The sequence below is a fragment of the Eudoraea sp. genome, assembly GCF_049669105.1.
Lineage (GTDB): Bacteria > Bacteroidota > Bacteroidia > Flavobacteriales > Flavobacteriaceae > Eudoraea.
The window spans coordinates 1-18,342 of the sequence record NZ_JBATKE010000005.1 but is presented as its reverse complement, the minus strand read 5'-3'; the positions used below and the strand labels follow the sequence as shown (position 1 = coordinate 18,342).

15 protein-coding genes and 1 pseudogene are annotated in these 18,342 nt (G+C 38.1%); 9 read left to right on the top strand and 7 right to left on the bottom strand.

Annotated elements, in window-relative coordinates:
- Nucleotides 1–231: 231 nt before the first annotated feature.
- Nucleotides 232–3,024, top strand: coding sequence for an alpha/beta hydrolase family protein (locus tag WBM60_RS00265; RefSeq protein WP_424282615.1), 2,793 nt, complete (start codon nt 232–234; stop codon nt 3,022–3,024).
- Nucleotides 3,025–3,042: 18 nt separating this feature from the next.
- On the opposite strand, the gene WBM60_RS00260 is transcribed toward WBM60_RS00265, so the two are convergent.
- The gene (locus tag WBM60_RS00260) at nt 3,043–5,235 is read right to left on the bottom strand and encodes an amino acid permease (RefSeq protein ID WP_424276372.1); all 2,193 of its coding nucleotides are present in this window, start codon (nt 5,233–5,235) and stop codon (nt 3,043–3,045) included.
- Between the two features lie 232 nt (nt 5,236–5,467).
- Between WBM60_RS00260 and WBM60_RS00255 the strand changes: the two genes are divergently transcribed.
- The 6 genes from WBM60_RS00255 (at nt 5,468) to lpxD (ending at nt 11,679) form a co-directional block, all read left to right on the top strand.
- Complete coding sequence (locus WBM60_RS00255; RefSeq protein ID WP_424282614.1) at nt 5,468–6,394, top strand: nuclear transport factor 2 family protein; 927 nt, start codon at nt 5,468–5,470, stop codon at nt 6,392–6,394.
- Nucleotides 6,395–6,708: 314 nt separating this feature from the next.
- Nucleotides 6,709–7,593 carry a DUF4382 domain-containing protein gene (locus WBM60_RS00250; RefSeq protein ID WP_424280189.1) on the top strand — a complete coding sequence of 295 codons (885 nt, stop codon included), beginning with the start codon at nt 6,709–6,711 and terminating at the stop codon, nt 7,591–7,593.
- Nucleotides 7,594–7,963: 370 nt separating this feature from the next.
- A complete protein-coding gene (locus tag WBM60_RS00245) occupies nt 7,964–8,533 on the top strand; it encodes a hypothetical protein (RefSeq protein WP_424262963.1) in 570 nt (189 codons plus the stop codon).
- Between the two features lie 210 nt (nt 8,534–8,743).
- Nucleotides 8,744–9,781 carry a zinc-dependent alcohol dehydrogenase family protein gene (locus tag WBM60_RS00240; protein ID WP_424282613.1) on the top strand — a complete coding sequence of 346 codons (1,038 nt, stop codon included), beginning with the start codon at nt 8,744–8,746 and terminating at the stop codon, nt 9,779–9,781.
- A gap of 41 nt (nt 9,782–9,822) precedes the next feature.
- Nucleotides 9,823–10,518, top strand: a complete 696-nt coding sequence (locus WBM60_RS00235) for a 3-keto-disaccharide hydrolase (protein ID WP_424262967.1) — start codon at nt 9,823–9,825, stop codon at nt 10,516–10,518.
- Between the two features lie 171 nt (nt 10,519–10,689).
- Nucleotides 10,690–11,679 (top strand): UDP-3-O-(3-hydroxymyristoyl)glucosamine N-acyltransferase, encoded by a 990-nt coding sequence (lpxD, locus tag WBM60_RS00230; protein ID WP_424262969.1) that lies wholly within the window; start codon nt 10,690–10,692, stop codon nt 11,677–11,679.
- A 116-nt stretch (nt 11,680–11,795) separates the two neighbouring features.
- Here the strand turns inward: lpxD and WBM60_RS00225 are convergent, their stop codons facing one another.
- The 5 genes from WBM60_RS00225 to WBM60_RS00205 all read right to left on the bottom strand — a co-directional run bounded on the left by WBM60_RS00225 (nt 11,796) and on the right by WBM60_RS00205 (nt 16,095).
- Complete coding sequence (locus tag WBM60_RS00225) at nt 11,796–12,629, bottom strand: sugar phosphate isomerase/epimerase family protein (protein WP_424262971.1); 834 nt, start codon at nt 12,627–12,629, stop codon at nt 11,796–11,798.
- A gap of 82 nt (nt 12,630–12,711) precedes the next feature.
- Nucleotides 12,712–13,509: an SDR family NAD(P)-dependent oxidoreductase gene (locus tag WBM60_RS00220; RefSeq protein WP_424278418.1), complete on the bottom strand. Its 798-nt coding sequence runs from the start codon at nt 13,507–13,509 to the stop codon at nt 12,712–12,714.
- Nucleotides 13,510–13,515: 6 nt separating this feature from the next.
- Nucleotides 13,516–14,541 (bottom strand): zinc-binding dehydrogenase, encoded by a 1,026-nt coding sequence (locus WBM60_RS00215; RefSeq protein ID WP_424262975.1) that lies wholly within the window; start codon nt 14,539–14,541, stop codon nt 13,516–13,518.
- A gap of 33 nt (nt 14,542–14,574) precedes the next feature.
- Entirely contained in the window at nt 14,575–15,270 is a 696-nt protein-coding gene (locus WBM60_RS00210; RefSeq protein WP_424276375.1) for an orotidine 5'-phosphate decarboxylase / HUMPS family protein, read from the bottom strand.
- 6 nt (nt 15,271–15,276) lie between these two features.
- Nucleotides 15,277–16,095 carry a 3-keto-disaccharide hydrolase gene (locus WBM60_RS00205; protein ID WP_424262979.1) on the bottom strand — a complete coding sequence of 273 codons (819 nt, stop codon included), beginning with the start codon at nt 16,093–16,095 and terminating at the stop codon, nt 15,277–15,279.
- Nucleotides 16,096–16,481: 386 nt separating this feature from the next.
- On the opposite strand from WBM60_RS00205, the gene WBM60_RS00200 reads away from it, so the two are divergent.
- Nucleotides 16,482–16,937, top strand: coding sequence for a cold-shock protein (locus tag WBM60_RS00200; RefSeq protein WP_424262981.1), 456 nt, complete (start codon nt 16,482–16,484; stop codon nt 16,935–16,937).
- Between the two features lie 592 nt (nt 16,938–17,529).
- Nucleotides 17,530–18,174 carry a head GIN domain-containing protein gene (locus tag WBM60_RS00195; RefSeq protein ID WP_424262983.1) on the top strand — a complete coding sequence of 215 codons (645 nt, stop codon included), beginning with the start codon at nt 17,530–17,532 and terminating at the stop codon, nt 18,172–18,174.
- Here the strand turns inward: WBM60_RS00195 and WBM60_RS00190 are convergent.
- Nucleotides 18,164–18,342, bottom strand: a pseudogene (locus WBM60_RS00190) (pseudouridine synthase); the annotation flags it as partial. The gene WBM60_RS00195 and the pseudogene WBM60_RS00190 sit on opposite strands and share 11 nt — an antisense overlap.

Here is an 18,342-nt window from a genome sequence, read left to right as displayed (position 1 = left end):
TTGTGCTCCACTATTACATTCTGAGAATTAAAGATATTAAAACATTACTACTTCAAGGGGTGCTGTTCAACTTTTTAATCTAATCCTACAATTTTCAGCTGTAAAACTATAATTGTCACACTTTATAAAAACAATTTTTAAACATTGAAGTACAATTTTGGGAAATCTTGATCCATAAATTTTATAAAAGAATTTTCCTAGTATATTTAAGCTTAAAAATTAAACCAAATTATGAAGGTAATTCTTGCTGCGGTACTGCTATTTTCCTGTTCTATAATTCTTGCTCAAAAGAAGATTTTAGATCATGCAGATTTTGAAATCTGGAATTCTATAAAAAACAAGTCTATTTCCCCGGATGGTAATTTTATCATGTATTCCCTTGAAAGGGGAGAAACGGATCAGTATTTGAAAATAAAGGATAATAAGGCAAATATTGTCTTTGAATATGACCGGGGTTCAAAAGGTCGGTTTACCTATGATTCTAACTATGCTGTTTTTACCATTACTGCCTGGAGAGATAGCGTGCTGGCCATGAAAAGCCGTAAAATCAAAAAGGAAGATTTGCCAAAAGACAGTCTGGGGATATTAGATTTAAAAAATAATTCGCTAGCTAAAATTGCCCAAGTAAAGTCGTATAAATTACCTGAAAAATGGACTGGTTATCTAGCTTATCAACTTGAGGAAATAAAGAAAGAAAAGGACACAACCGAAGAAAAGAACAAGGATGTTAAGGATAAAAAGAAAAAGGTTGGAAAAAAGAATGGCTATCACCTGCTGGTTCAGGATATACAAACGGGGCAAAAGGATACCTTTAAGTTTGTTACAGATTATGTCTTTGCCAAAGAAGGTAAGCAATTAGCCTTCGCCTCTTCAGGAGAAGACAAAAATGATAATTCCGGGGTTTATATACTGGATTTGGAAAAAGCCAGCCTGAAACAAGTTCATACCGCTAAAAAAGGAAAGTATTATCAGTTAAATTTTAGTGAATCTGGAAATAATCTGGGTTTTATTGTTGACAAGGATACTACAAAAGTTCAGGTAAGACCAACTGAACTATATCTATGGACCAAAGGGCAGGATAAGGCTCAAAAAGTAGCTGACGCTTCTATGACTCCCAACGCCTACCATCCATCTTCCAGCGCAGAGCTATTATTTTCAGAAGATGAGTCGAAATTGTTTTTTGGCTTATTAAAACCCCCAATTATCAAGGATACACTGCTTACAGAAGACGAAATTGTTAATGTTGAAGTATGGACATATAATGAGCCCAGGCTATATACTGTACAGGAATTACAGCTTAAAAGTGATACCATCCAGTCATTCAAATCCGCAGTACACCTTAAAGAAGATCTCAGGATTGTACAACTGGGTTCGGAATCATTTCCGGAAGTCGAGTTGGGAGATGAAGGAAATGCAAATTTTGCTTTGATAAACAGATCAGAGCCCTATGACCTTGAACGGCAATGGACCGGAAGAAGGGCAAGCGATTATGCTATTATAAATACCAATACAGGTACGTTCAAAGAAGTACTTACCAAAGTTGCGGGAAAGGTAAACTTAAGTCCGGGAGGTAAATTTGTATATGGTTATAATTCTATGTCGGAAACCTGGTTTGTTTATAATATTGAACGAGATACTCTTTTGAATTTAACCAAGGATAAAGTTTTTTATGATGAATTACATGATTCCCCCAGCCCCCCGGAACCATATGGAGCTGCCGGTTGGACTGAAAATGACAACGCTTTACTTCTGTATGACCGATATGATATCTGGAAATTTGACCCTAACACCGGTTTATCGGAGCGTTTAACAAATGGCAGGGAATCTAAAACCAGATTTCGCTATGTATCTCTGGACAAAGAGGTGAGGTTTATAGACACCAATAAAAAATGGTTATTTACTACTTTTAAGGAAACTGATAAGAGTGGAGGCTACGCAGAGTTTAATCCGGCGAATAATAGGTTAAAAACATTACTAAAAGGGCCGTTTCGTTTTACAACTCCGATAAAGGCGGAATTGGATGATGCACTTATCTACACCAGAGAATCATTCAAAGAGTTTCCGGATATTCGTTATTCTGATCTCAGCTTTAAAAATGTAAAGATAGTATCCGATGCAAATCCCCGGCAAAATGAATATAATTGGGGTACGATTGAATTGGTTAACTGGACCTCTTTGGATGGTGAAGCTTTGACAGGAATGTTGGTTAAGCCAGAAAATTTTGACCCTTCAAAAAAATATCCAATGATCGTTAATTTTTATGAAAAAAGTGCCGACAGGTTAAATTATCACAGAGCTCCAATCCCTGGGCGTTCTACAATTAATTATAGCTTTTATGCCAGTCGGGGCTATCTGATTTTTAACCCCGATGTACACTATCGCATTGGGTATCCCGGAGAAAGCGCATATAACTGCGTAATTCCCGGAATTACATCCTTAATAGAAAAAGGTTTTGTTGATAAGGATAATATTGGTGTACAGGGTCATAGTTGGGGAGGATATCAAATAGCTTATCTGGTGACCAAAACAGATATTTTTAAAGCAGCTGAGGCAGGAGCTCCTGTTCCGAATATGATAAGTGCTTATGGGGGAATCCGATGGTGGACCGGCTTAAGCAGACAATTTCAATATGAACATACACAGAGTAGAATAGGAGGAACTCCTTGGGAATACCCCATCCGATATATGGAGAACTCGCCCATCTTTAATATTGATAAGATTAATACCCCTCTTTTAATTATGCACAATGACGCGGATGGTCATGTACCATGGTATCAGGGCATAGAATTCTTTTTAAGTTTAAGGCGATTGGGTAAACCTTCATGGTTTCTCAATTATAATGGAGAACCACACTGGCCCCTAAAATTGCAAAATCGTAAGGATTTTAATATTCGAATGGCTCAGTTTTTCGATCATTATTTAAAAGGCGCTCCAATACCGGTATGGATGGATCGTGGCGTTCCTGCTATGGAGAAAGGTGTTAATCAGGGATATGAGTTAATGGAAAGTTCTGATGGAAATTAGAAAAGTTAATAGGAGTATTTAAGCAAGTATACTTTCATGTCCGGAATCTTTAACAAAAAGACAGGAACTGTCAGTACTAATAGTCATTTCCTGTACAAATTCGAATCTTAAATTTTCTTCCATACCAAAAATATTAAGATCGGCCGAAGGTGCATTTGCCACCGTATCCTTAAAATTTCCTACCCGAACTTCGGTAAGTGTTTCTGGTAAGCGGGCCAGGTTAATTAACAATTTCAGGAATTTATGGGCATTCTCTCTTTCTTTTTCATCTTTAATAACAATAATCAACCGAATAGTGGCATCCCAATTTTTTTTAAGTTTATATGCAATTAGGATCGACAAATCTAAATTACCAATATCCCATCCAATATCCCAGTTGTCAGTACGGTCACTTACCCAAACGTTAATCATATTTCTTCTCCCTAATAATGCCGTTGGGTGGGAAGAGTATAGTAAAACACCAATTTCTAAGCGGATGGATTCTTTTATGACAGGCCGGATCTCGCTCTCGTAATTGTCATGTTGCTGTAAATTCAAAAAAACAATATTAGGTCTAAAAAAAGCTCCTTTTAAAGCCTGATTACCATAATTAACCCCTTTTGCAAAATCATCTGTATTAATTACCGTCCAGGAAGAGAAAACATCTTTAAGTCTAAATGCTTCCGAAAGAGAAGCAAGTTCCTCAGCTAATTTTGTGTTCGCTTTATTAGATTCTATCCCCAGGAGTTTAATCGATCCTTTAGGCTTGGCAATATTCCTTAAAAACTGAAAATTACCTTTAGCACCAACAACATCTCTAACCGGGACCATCAAATTTGGTTTCCATGCCCTTTGCTGCATAGTTTTCATGCCCCATGTATGCTTGGCCGCCCATTCTGCAAAAGAAACAAAAAGGCCTGATCTGACGTCTTCAAAAGGGGTTTCGATATGTTGGCGTGATAAAAACCAATAAACCACAAAAACAATACTTATTGAAATAAGACTTATTGTTGGGTTAATAATAAACATTGCCAATACTGAAGAAGTCAATCCTATCCATGGCACCCATTTATTAATTTTAAACAGCGGCCGGTAACTTATTAACCCTAAATTTTGTTCAATAATTACCACAACATTGATCATGGCATAAGTAATTAGAAAAAATAGCGTTACGAGAGGTGCTACTGCATTAAGGTCGCGAAGTAACATGGTCATAAAAATCATGACCCCAGTTACTATCATTGCGTTTCTGGGTTGACCGTTAACACTTTGTCCTGCAAGAAATTTACCATAAGGTAATACCCGATGTTCTCCCATTGCAAAGAGGATACGCGAGGAGCCAACAAGAGAGGCCAGGGCAGAAGAGAAGGTGGCACCAAGGACACCTGCAATTATTAAGGGTCCAAAATAAGCCTTATCAACTATAATATTATAATTGGAAATCAGTTCCTGTTCCGTAGCAGATCGAGCTAACCAAAATGCTAAGGCCATATAAATTACAAAGCTAATCCCAATAGCCCATAAAGTGCCCAAAGGGATACTCTTATTAGGATTCTTTAACTCACCAGACATATTGGCTCCGGCCATTATACCCGTTGAAGCCGGAAAGAATACAGCAAATACAATCCAGAAGGCACTCCCACTAAAATCATTTTCTGGTGAACCTTTAAAATTACCCCATCTTATAGCATCTTCCGTTGGAATAGTCATAGAACCATAATATGCCGCAATAACTATAGATATCAGGGAAAGAATAATAATACCCATAATTAAGAACTGGGTTTTGATAGCCAGATCAGCACTGATGTAAGCTATGGTTAATAAAATTCCAAACACAATGATATCAATCAAAAAAGGGATATGATGAGGAAAAATACTAAGCCAGCCTTCTCTAAAACCAAAGATATACATGGTAACAGCCAGACCCTGGGAAACATAACGTGGAATACCCAGGCTTCCACCAACTTCCAGCCCCAATGCCTGTGAAATTATAGCGTAAGCACCACCCGCACCTATTCGAATATTCGTTGTAATTGCTGACATAGAGAGTGCCGTTGTCAAAGTAATTAGAAAAGAAATAATAATTATTAACCAGGCGCCCAAAAGGCCGGCATTACCCACTACCCAACCCATTCTCAGGTACATAATTACGCCAAGAATAGTTAAAAGTGTGGGGGTGAATACACCTGCAAATGTTCCAAATTTCTTACTGTTGGTTGGCTGTGTTTCCATAGTACAATAAGTTATGCTTAATTTGTGCAGAAGATAACAATTATGTGCCAATTATAGATCAATTTTGCCATAAGGAATAACAGACTAAAATATAAAAAACCTGGATCGATTTTTACTTTCGATCAGTAAACTGCCATATTGGGACATAAAATGGGTATGTTCGTCCGTTTTGGGTTGGTGCTCTTAAATGGATTATTTTAATTCGCAGCCATTAACCATTTAACAGATAAATATGAAAAATGTATTTTTTACTGCCCTAATGCTTTTTGCTGCAATGGGTTATTCTCAAAAGAACAACGGTAAAGTATTTAATGAACATCCGGCAATTGATGTAGTCAATAACATGCTTGAAGCCTTCTTTGCCGGAGATACCAGTAAGGTGGCATCATACCTCGCTGAAGATTTTAAAGCCTATAATGGCACGGGCATTAATAAAGATAACAAAGGAAACTCTAAAGAACAGTTTATAGGTCAGTCTAATTATTGGAAAGAAAACCTGTCCTATGTTTCATTTAAACCTACAAATGGTGCTTATCCCGACGCTATTGAATATAAAGATGGTCAATTGTGGGTACAGACCTGGAACCATTTAAAGGCTATGCATAATACTACGGGCGTAAAAATTGATATGCCAACTCATAGGATGTTTAAGTTGAATGATGATAATAAAATAGAAACCATGATCAATTATTATAACGAGCGTGTTTTCTGGGAAATCGGTCAAAGTTTTGAAGACAGAAAAAACGGCACTATATACAACCATCATGACAATATCAATACAGTTCGCAAGATGATGAACGCTTTTGAAAATATGGACCTTGAGACTGCCTATAGCTTCTTTAAGGCAGATGCCCGCTTTAATTCTTTAGAGTTGCCAGATGGCGAGACATTGAGCCTTGAGGAAGTAAAAGCGAGAAATAGCAAGATCATGGAAGATTTTGAAATTACAAGCATAGACGTTGTAGGTTATCCGGACTACCTTGAATACGATCTGAGTGACGCAAGAGCCGTGCAATCCTGGTGGAAATTCAGAATGATAAGAAAAGCTGACGGAAAAAAAATAATTCTTCCTGCCTTATATATTCACGACTTTGATGAAGATGGAAAAATAGTCAGGTCTAGTTCCTATATAAGTACCAGGGTTCTCGAGGCAAAGTAAATCAACCAGTCCAAAAAAAACCCTTAAAAGAGCGCTATTTGCGCTCTTTTTGGTTTTCTGAACCTCCCTGATAAAATACCCATAAATTTATATGTGATTATCAAGTTTAAAATACTTATAATCAGCATTATAGATATATTATAGAGGGTAATTAAAGTAACTTTAAATAAGCTCGATCCGTCATGTATTACATCGAAAAAATGACCAAAAACGTAATTCTTACTTTTAAAATCAGGAAATTAGCACTTTCAAATGATATGGATTAATAGAAAATAATTATATCATAATTCTGCGAACACTAAATGATATCCCCCATGAAAATTAAACTTTTACCCTCTTTTATCATTCTGGCATCACTATTTTTTTCAGGATGTTCTGAAGACTTGAACACCGTGTCAACCATGGGAAGACTTACAGTTCATTTAACAGATGCACCATTTCCCTATGCTCTGATCTCTGAGGCCAATGTTACTATTTTTAAAGTAGATGCACGTTATAAAGGGGATTCAATGGAAGGTGACGAGAATAATGATGATAATGGCAATTCTTTTATCGTTTTAATGGAAGAAGAAAGGGATTTTAATCTGTTAACCCTAACAAATGGAATTACCGAGACATTAGTAGATATTAATGTTCCTACAGGTTCTTATGATCTTATCCGAATTTATGTCAAAGGGATTAATGTTGTTCTTAAAGACGGTAGTACCTTCGACTTAAAGGTCCCCAGCGGAGAACAAACTGGTATAAAGGTGTTTGTAAAACCTTCTATTAATGTAAGTGGGGAGATTAGTTCAGACCTGCTGTTAGACTTTGATGTAGGCAGATCTTTTATACCTAAAGGGAATATCAAAAACATTTCTGGTATTACCGGGTTTAATTTTAAGCCTGTTATCAAGGCAAGCAATATGTCTTTTGCAGGTACGCTATCAGGATTGGTTTCAACAAAGATGGAGGATAGCGAGATAATTGTGCTGGAGAATGCTATGGTATCTGTCTATGAGGCAGGAACCTTAGAAGAAGAACCTATTATGACGGCCGCTACAGATAAAGACGGTAAATATACCATAATGGGTCTTAATGCAGGTTCATATGATGTAGTGGTAGAACTGGACGGTTATGAAACACAAACTGTAGAAGAAATAACTATTGTGTCGGGGAATAAAATAATTCAAGACTTTGATTTGGTTCCTGTGCCATAAGGAACAGTGGTTAAGTCCGAAAGGCGGAATAGTGATATTCCGCCTTTTTTATTGATTAAATTCAGCTAAGCCTTACCAAAAATTGTAAATTCCATATTTTATATTTGGTAAAAAATCATTGTTACAATATATACTGCAATTGATGTATTATATTCTACAACTGCAATTGATGTATTATATTCTACATTGGAGTCAACTGACCCTTATCATAGGAGTTTCTTCCATAGTAATTTATCTTTCATAGAACTTTATTTTGATGTGTTCTTCCGAAGGAGCTTCTGCCCTCAAAATTTAGTTAATCGGATCCTAAATCGGCTTGATAGAGATAGAAAGCCGAATGTTCAAATTCCAAACACTAATACGATTTATTATGAAATTTAAAATATTGTATTTATTAGGGATGGTAATTTTATTACTATCCTGTGAAAAAGAACTAATTCAGACAGATCCTATTGATCAACAGACCGAGCTTATTAACCAAAAACTAATTACAGCTCTTTTTAACGAAAGTGATCATTGGAACTCTTCGGCCTACAACACTGCCAAAAAAAAGCATGTGGTAACCAAAAAATTTAAAGTAAGAGCTTCAGGAACAATGGCCATGATTCCTGATTCTCCCGAATGTGATGGCTATATACAGGTTAATATTGAGGGGGAGGGAAATGCCTCTCATCTGGGACTTTTTACTGTTGCTCTTAGTTATTGTAGTGATGGTGTAGATCCTGTAGGCCCTATATATGCAGTTCAGACAGCTGCTAATGGGGATCAATTATTTTCGGTAGTTGTAGGTGCCGACCCCTCTGTTGGATCCCTTGATTTTTTATACTACGCCGGAACCGGAAGGTTTATTGGTGCTTCTGGATTCATAAGCTTATTTTTTACTTTTGATTATCAAAATCAGACCTTTAGTAACTATGGAGAGGGTACGCTAACCTATTAGGTTAATAAATTATCATATACCATGTAAAGATCATCGTGCTGTTAACAAAGTAGTCTAATACACGGTGATCTGCTTTTTATAGGATAAATCCTTATCCAAAAATTGGATCAAAACAGCTTTCTATTAATACATCAATTAGATGTTAATTTGTATAAATTTGAGAACCAGAACCAATGCACTAGTACACTGGCTGTATTTTTAAATTTTAATATGATAGCTACCATTTACAAAGAATTTCAAGGGCCAATTTCAATTACAAGGGTCAATGATCCAAATCCAACAGAGTTTGGTGTAGTTATTAAGGTAGAAGCCAGTGGCTTATGCCTTAGCGACTGGCATGGCTGGATGGGGCATGACCCCGATATTGTATTGCCACACGTTCCCGGGCATGAACTGGCCGGAACCATTATGAGTGTAGGGAAAAAGGTTAAAAACTGGAGAGCAGGTCAAAGGGTCACCGTCCCTTTTGTAGGAGGATGTGGATCCTGTACCTATTGCCTCGAAGGTAATCAACAAGTATGTGACTTTCAGTTTCAACCGGGGTTTACAGCCTGGGGTTCTTTTGCTGAATATGTCGCCATTGATTATGCTGATATAAATTTGGTAGAATTACCAGCTGATATGAGCTTCCTTGAAGCTGCAGGATTGGGTTGTAGATTTATTACGGCATACCGGGGTGTTAGAGAGCAGGGAAAATTGACTTCAGATCAAACCATTTCAGTACATGGATGTGGTGGAGTAGGGCTTTCAGCCATTCAAATTGCGAAGGGTATTGGAGCCAAAGTCATAGCCATAGATATTAACGAGCAAAAATGCAAACTTGCAAAAGATATGGGTGCCGACTTTACTATTAACGCAACTACAACCGATGTTGTGCAAGCCGTAAAAGAACTTAGCGGTGGCGGTGTACACGTCTCCATAGATGCATTAGGGCATAGTATTACCTGCCTAAATTCTATAATGGGACTTAGAAAACGAGGTAAACATATTCAGATTGGATTAATGACAGAATCACATGCTACACCTTCAATACCTATGTCGCTAGTTGTAGCCAACGAATTGGAATTACTGGGAAGTCACGGAATGCAAGCCCATAAATATGGGGAAATGTTTAATTTTATAGACAAGGCAGGAATTAATTTAGGGAATATGATAACAGAAACCATTTCCCTGGAAGAAGTACCTGTTCACTTACCAAAGATGCATGAAAATAGTTCATCAGGAATTACAGTAGTCAATTCTTTTTAAGATAATTAATTAGGTGTTTTTTTTAATCCATAACTGCACATATGAATAGATTTTGGACATTTTTATTATTCATAATTCTAATAATGGGCTGTTGCCAAAAAGATTCTTTTAGCCTTTTTAATGGAAAAGATTTGAATGGATGGCATGTTGATGTTCCCGAAATGGATAGTATTCCACAGTCTATAAATCCCTTTATCATTAGGGATGGGATGCTGGTTAGCCTTGGTACTCCTCAGGGTCATCTGATCACAGATTCTGTATTTCAGAACTATAGGTTGGAAATTGAATACCGTTTCCCAGGAATTCCGGGTAATTGCGGCGTATTGGTGCATGCATCCAAACCAAGGGCATTGTATAAAATGTTTCCGAAATCTATAGAAGTGCAAATGATGCATGAAAATGCCGGTGACTTTTGGTGTATTGCTGAAGACATTAAAACCGACAATATGATAGACCGCAGAGGGCCAGAAGAGAATTGGGGTATTACAGAAGGTAAGGAGAGGAGAATTAAAAACCTTACCGATGGTTCTGAAAAACCTTTGGGAGAATGGAATTCAATGATTGTAGAGTGTTTAAAAAATGAGGTGAAAGTCTGGGTAAATGGAGATTTGGTTAATTATGGTTATGAAACCACGGCTAGCAGTGGTCAAATTGCCCTACAGGCAGAAGGTTCGGAAGTAGAATTCCGGAAGTTGGAACTAATACCAATTACCCGCCTGAGCATATCTGAAGAGTAGTATTTTATTATTTAATAATCCCTACTCCATAATGCAACCACTTTTAAAAGGCAGCCCCGGATTAATAGGCTTATACCTTTGTAAAGTGCATAAAAATGGATGCTCTAAATATATATTCTATCTTTGTAAAATCTGGTTTATTGCCACTTTAAAAGCTAATTGCCAAAACATATGAAATCATTTACAATTCAGGAAATTAATGCGATTCTCGAAGGAGAACTCGTTGGAAATACAGACCAAAAGATATTGGGCCTGGAAGAAATTGATAAAGCGGGTAATTCACAAATTACCTTCATTGGGAGCAGAAAATATGCTCAAAAATGGGATAACTCCAACGCGGCCGCGGCAATTATCAATGAAGGACTCAAGGCTGAGCCCGGAGAAAACAGAGCCCTGATAAGAGTCAAAAACGCCGATTTGGCTATGGCCAAATTGTTGGAAGTTTTTATTAAAGAACCGCCGCATTTTGATGTAGACATACATCCAACAGCAGTAATTCATGAAACGGCAACAATAGGTGAAGGAACTAAAATAGGAGCAGGATCTTATATTGGAAAGGATGTTGTTTTGGGAGCAGCGGTTATTGTATATCCTAATGTTACTATTCTGGATGAAACTAAAATTGGAGCCTATACAGTTATTTGGTCAGGTACGGTTATTCGGGAGCGAACTGAGATAGGGGCTTACTGTATTTTTCAAAATAACGTTAGTATTGGTGGTGATGGCTTTGGATATCGTCCGAGAGAAGATGGACGAGGCTTATTGAAAATTCCGCATATAGGTAATGTGGTTATTGGTAATGATGTGGAAATTGGAGCAAATTCATCGGTTGACAGAGCAAAATTCAGTTCTACTATAATTGGCGACGGCTGTAAGATTGACAACCAGGTCCAGATTGCGCATAATTGTGTTTTAGGACGTTCTTGTATCATGGCCGGGGCTAGTGGCTTGGCCGGATCTGTGACCCTGGGCGACGGAGTAGTTATTGGCGGTAGTGCGTCTATAAAAGATCATACCACCATTCATTCCGGTGCCACTGTAGGCGCTGGTTCAGGGGTTTTGGCTGACGTACCGGCCGGGAAAACTGTATTGGGGTATCCTGCTGCGGATGCCCGCGAGAAACTGAAGGAATGGGTAGCTTGCCGTAACTTGATTAAGTAAAAAACTTAGGTAATTTTTGGTAGATATTGAAAACCTGAATAAATTATTTCCGCTAGAATACGTTATACCTTGTTTTTTAATACAATCAATAATAACTTTATTTACAAGGTATTAACTTATTTAAATTCAGACCAGTACACCGCGATCTTTTTTCTTAGAAAAGCTACACTTCGTTCTAACTGATCCATTCCGTCTACGCCGTCTTCTATACTGATCCACCCATCAAAATTTGCTCTTTTCAACTCTGTGAAAATAGCGTCATAGTCATTTAACCCTTTGCCAATTTCTCCATGACGAAGTCTTTTTGCATAACCCAAAACACCGTCTTCCTCTTTTCGAAGATCATCTAAGGTTCCCTCAAGAAGATAACGATCACTGGCATGCATGGTCACCACTCTGGAAGAGACTCTTTTCAATAATTCCAGAGGATCTTCCCCTGCCAGAAAGGCATTACTGGGATCATAATTAACTCCAAAATTCGGGTGGTCTATAAAAGACACCAGTTTACAAAAAACTTCCATTTTCTGAGCAAATTCCGGGTAAGCCCAAAAATCGTCTTTATAGTGGTTTTCTAAAATTAAGGTAATGCCTAAATCGCTTGCGTAAGGTAGGCAAGCTTTTATACAGGAAGCAGCCAGCTCAATACCTTCTTCTATTGAAAGTTCGGGACGTCTTTGGCCTGAAAGGACCCGGCAATAAGAGCCTCCCAAGGCATCGGTCATTGTAATCCAGTGTTTTTGCTTTTTGATTTCATTTTGTCTGAAAGCATTATCGGGATGCGTAAAATCCGGCGAACAACAAAGCATTGGAATCTCTTTTCCCTGTTCTTCCACTTTTTTTCTGAATAATTCCCAATTAGCATTATCTGCCATTTCCAGGAAACCCGCATACCATTCCAAACCATCAACTTCCAATGAAGTAGCTAAATCAATCCATTCCGCCACTTTCATAGTTCCGGTTTTACAAAGATCTTGCATATACGCTTTTGGGAAAACAGCTAACTTTGGCACTTCTTATCTGGTGATTATTTGATTATATTTTACGGAATCCCTTCCAATTTTTCGGTAAATTTCGGCCAATCATAGGAAATTGTTCCAACTCTAGTACCTGACCGCTTACAGGGCCACATTCATCTGACAGGAGGTAAACAGCTCCGGATGCAATTTCCTGAGGCTCAAAAATACGATGTGCAGGAGCAAACAGGTCTGGCAACTCCTTGAACCAATCATCATTCATCCCTTGTTGGTTCTGGTTTATTTTTTCGTTTTCCGTTAATACCCAACCTGGATTAATTTGATTGACACGAACCCCGTGATCCCGGAATAAGCTATCTCCAAGGTTTCTGCTTAAAGTCATCAAAGCGCCTTTAGATATGCTATAGGCCAATAAATTAGGTTCTCCGCTCCAGGCATTAATAGAGCCAATATTTAGTACACATCCTTTTGTTTTTTTAAGATGAGGCAGGGAAGCTTGAATTATTGCAAAAGGAGCCAGGGTATTTATTGCCAGCATCTTTCTCATAAAAGAAAGATCTGTAGTATTAATATTTGAAGAAACAATCATTGCGGCATTATTGACCACGGCATCAAGTTTGCCAAATTTCTTTACAGCTTCATTTATCAAAATTTCAGGAGCCTCCTCTTTGGTTATATCCATTGTAATTGCAGCGGAACTATTACTTCCTAATTCCTCTACCAATCTCTGGCCCTTTTCATTGCGCAATCCATTTAAAAGGACTTGCGCGCCTTCTTTTACACATGCCCTTGCAATGGCCTGCCCTATGCCGGTATAACCTCCGGTAATTAGAATAACTTTGTTTTTTAAACGCATACTAAGTTAATTTGGTTTCAAAATACTCTTTACCACTTTCCCGGAGTGCATGGCTTCAAAAGCTTCATTCCATTGCTCCAGAGGCCATATTCCTCCAATTATTGGTCTTACATCCAATCGCCCTGTTGCCAACAGGGAAAGAACTTTCTCCCAAACGGGCCAGTTATGGCTAAAACTGCCTTGCAAAGTCACATTTTTTTGTACCAGGGCATCCAGCGAGTGATTAAAAGGTTGGGGACCCCAACCAACCTTGGTGATATGCCCATTAGGCCTTACCCATTTTAGTGCCAGTTTCAGGGTTTCACTTACCCCTGCCGCATCAATAACACAATCTACCCCAAGACCATCCTGTTCCAGTGCCCATTGAGTAGCATCATCCACAATAATATCACAGCCGTATTGCTTTGCTATCGATAATCGCTCTGCGTCTTTTTTCAGACCAACCAGAGCCACATGGGCCCCACATAATTGAGCCATGGCGGCACATAATATTCCTATGGTTCCCGGACCTATAACAATGACGCGGTCACCAGGCCGAATTTTTGAATTAGTTATTACAGCATTATAAGCAACAGAACAGGGCTCAGTTAAACAAGCCTGTTCAAAAGAAAGGTTTTCAGGTATTTTATGAAGACATCTTGCCGGAACCTTAACAAATCTTGTCATGGCCCCGTTAACTCCGTATCCAAAGCCCTTTCGATCGGGGTCCAGATTGTAGAGGCCCTGTCTGGACAGCGGACTTTGGGCATTTATAACTGCAGCGGTTTCACTCACTACCGCATCACCTTCTTTCCAATCCTTGATGCCTTTGCCAATTTCAGCGATATGACCTCCAAATTCATGTCCTAGAACTACCGGATAATTTACAGGCCAGCTATGATCTGCTGTCCACTGGTGCAGATCACTCCCGCAAACTCCAACATTAACCACTTCAAGCAGAACTTCGTCATCACTAATGGCAGGCCTGGTTATTTCTCTGATTTCTACACTGCCCTTTTTAGGAGCAAAATTTACAACAGCAATAGAGTTCATATAATTAGTATTTAATCTTCAATTCACGGTAGGTTATTTAACATCTGTATAAGCATGTATTCTGTCACATATTAGTTTTAATGATGCTTCAAGATCGCCATCAGCCGTCCTAAACGAATCGGCATCTATGGTTAAGGGAGCTCCCAGCACAACCAGTGGTGCGCCGTATTCCGGACACCTAATTGCCTGTTCCAATGATAAGCCACCTACAGCTTGTACAGGAATATTTACAGCCGCTACTACCTCTCGCAACTGATCGAGCGGACTTGGCATGGGAAACCCCTGAGCAGCTATTCCTCGACGTTCATCATAGCCGATGTGGTGTATAATATAATCACAACCAAGTTCTTCCAGCCTTTTGGCACCGGCAACCATGTCCGGACAGCCAAGATTATCGCCCATTACTTGTATTCCAAAATCTTTTCCTGCCTCAACGACCACCTTAATGGTTTCTTCATGTGCCCTGGCCATGACCACTACATGGGTAGCACCGGCCTTAGCCATCATTTCCGCCTCCAGGTAGCCTCCATCCATAGTTTTCAGGTCTGCAACAATAGGTACACCCGGAAAGTGTTCACGTAATTTTTTTACCCCGTGTAATCCTTCGGCCAAAAGTAGGGGAGTTCCTGCCTCCAGCCAATCCACACCTGCCCTCATGGCCAATGCTGCAGTTTCCAAAGCTTCATCAATATTTGTAAGGTCCAGGGATATTTGTACTATGGGTTTCATATCTGCTTAGAGTTCTTTTAATTTTATATTTCTGTATTCTACTTTCATGGGTGGACCCACATGCACCTGTAAGCCCAGAAAGCCAGAATATTTCCGGTTAACTGAATCCAGATCCGTTATTTCACTCATTAAAATTTCATTGATATAATGCTGCATACGGTTTTCCTTAACTATTAAATGGCAGCTATTCCAGTCTTCGGCTTTTATCTTCGTTTTTAAACTGTCTGAACTCCCGATTTTTGCTATTACCTCCCTGTTCTTCCAGGCATTATTTTGGACATTTGCCTGCAGGGAACCCGGTTCATGTGCACTTTCTTGCGATTTAATTATCACTTTTTCTCCCCTGTAAGCCAGGGTAGTGCGTTTTCGCTCTTCATAATTCTGCCCGGTATATGTATTTTTCCCGTCAATATCTGCCTGATATCCCCTTAGGGCAAAAGGAATAGTGTCTAAGCGTTCACTCCGATAATTAATACCACTGTTCCCGGACTCAGTGATACGAAAATCCAATTTTAGCTCAAAGTCTGCCGGCCGGCCACCCTGCCAAATAATAAAAGTATTGCTTTCCAAAAGTGTTTCAGGTGTGACTTCTCCAGTCAGAACCCCATTAGATGCATGCCAGTATGCAGGATCTCCTTCCCAGCCTTGCAAAGTTGCTCCATCAAAAATTTGAACAAAACCTTCTTCCTCCTGATGGATAATCCCCGATTCCACAACAGTAATCTGGTGTTTTTTATCCTTGCAGGAATCAAAGCTTAAAATCAAAAAAGCAGACCAAATTATATACCATGAGATTCGTTTGAGTTTTTTTAGTCTTATTCTCATAGGGCTGATAACCTTAATGTAATTACTTATCTGATATAGAAAATAGATAACTTTATAGATTAATACTTGTATTTAAAAATAAGCATTTACAAAACAATATTAGCATCCTCATTCAAATAACAGATAGTTTAGGATTTATTGGCAAATTCTAACCGGAATTATCCCTAGAGGTTGTCAAAAATAGCTTTCCAGCCCTTTTAATTGTAAATTAAAATGCAAGGTGTTATCTTTGTAGAAGTTTAATGAGATGACTACCGACCTATAGTTACCATCGCTCTGGCTAATTTTTTGGAGTATTCACAGTTCCACACTTACTTTTCCAAGCGCTCATTTCTTAATCATGCTTCTTTTTAAACTAAACTATAATATCCAAATAAAATATTTTAATGGCAAGATCGCAACAAACCTATAGCAAAGGCGAAAAAGAAAAAAAACGTCTCAAAAAGCGAGAGGATAAACAAAAGAAAAAAGAAGCACGTAAAGCAGCGGCCAAAGAAAAAGGCGGCGGCATTGAATTTGCATATGTAGATCATAATGGAAATTTAACAGACACCCCTCCAGATCCTTCACTGAAAGTGGAAATTGAGGCAGAAGACATTATCCTTGGTATTCCAAAAAGGGAAGAGGGTGATATAGAAGAGGTAGATCCTGTAAGAAAGGGCAAAGTGTCATTCTTCGACTCCTCTAAGGGGTTTGGCTTTATCATTGATACTGAAAACAATGAGAAATATTTCTGCCATGTAAGTGGTTTGATCGATGAGATTGTAGAAAATGATAAGGTGTCTTTTGAACTGGAAAAAGGTATGAAGGGGCTTAATGCCGTTCGGGTAAAGAAAATTTAACTTCAAACTTTCTCCTCAAAACATCCTTTACTCGGATTATTTTCAAATTTTCTTAATCTAATTGTGATTTTTTAGTCTTTTGCGATACTAATGGTTAAATAGTATATTCAAAACAAGATGAAATCAGATAAGATATCAGGCAATAAGTATTCAGCATTAATGGAATTTATCTGCAAGTTCTATCAATGTGAGGTTCGCATGTTTAAAAGAATCTTAGGCATAAAATAGCCACTACATAATTTTATATTTTTCCAAGTGTATTTCGGGCAAATTTGGGGTTCTTCCCCCATAATATATTTAGCAGCATATCAATTAATTACCTCTGCCCGTTTTTGAAATAATTTAAATAAATGCTTAACGTTATTTCAAAACAATTGCTTCAATTTTTAGTATGATTTGTAACAAAAATTAAAAGGCGTCGTCTTTTAAGTATACATCAATCAAAAAACGAGCATCATGAGAACACTTGACATGAACTACATTAAACGGAGCTTAAATTATCATATGGGTTATGGATGGAGTATGAGCAGAAGTCATTCCGCAAAAAGAGCTTATAGAAATAACAAAGCCTCTTAAATCAATTCAATAAATCATGAGAAGATTATTTCTAATAGCAATCACGACAATAACATTAGCCTCCTGTGCCAAAGATGATTATACAGGATCAGGAAATACGGTTTCAGAATTCAGAGACGTAAATCTATTTACTAAAATTAGTAGTGAAGGGACTTTTGTAGTTAATATAACTCAGGGTCCGACACAATCTTTGGAAATTATCGCGGATGACAATATCATTGGCAGAGTTAAAACCACAGTTTCCGATGGACAATTAAAGATATATCTGGATGATGGAAATTATAAAAACATCTATTTGGAAGCCAATATTACGGTGGCGGATTTAAACGGCATAAAAAACGAAGGCATAGGAGATATTACTGTATTCGAATTACAAAATACCGGGATTATGGAAATTGAAAATAAAGGGACTGGAAATATTGCAATTGCCGGTTACACAGATAACTTAACTATTGTCAATGTAGGGTCCGGAACTATTAATTGTGCAGAGTTTATGGCGGCCAATGTAGATTTACGCATTGAAGGCTCAGGAGATAGTGAAGTATATTGCACAGAAAGTTTAAAAGTGAACATTGAAGGCAGTGGTAGTGTTTATTACAAAGGTAGTCCCAGTATGATTATAGATATTTCCGGCTCAGGACAGGTTATTCCTATGAATTGAATTGTTCGCCTTTACTAGTAAGATTTGTCAACGGTTTTACTTCTCCCGGCGACAAATTTTCTAAAGTTATATCTCCTATGCGTATCCTGATAAGTCGGAGAGTAGGGAAACCAACCGCTGCCGTCATTTTACGAACCTGTCTGAACTTACCTTCTGTAAGTGTAATGC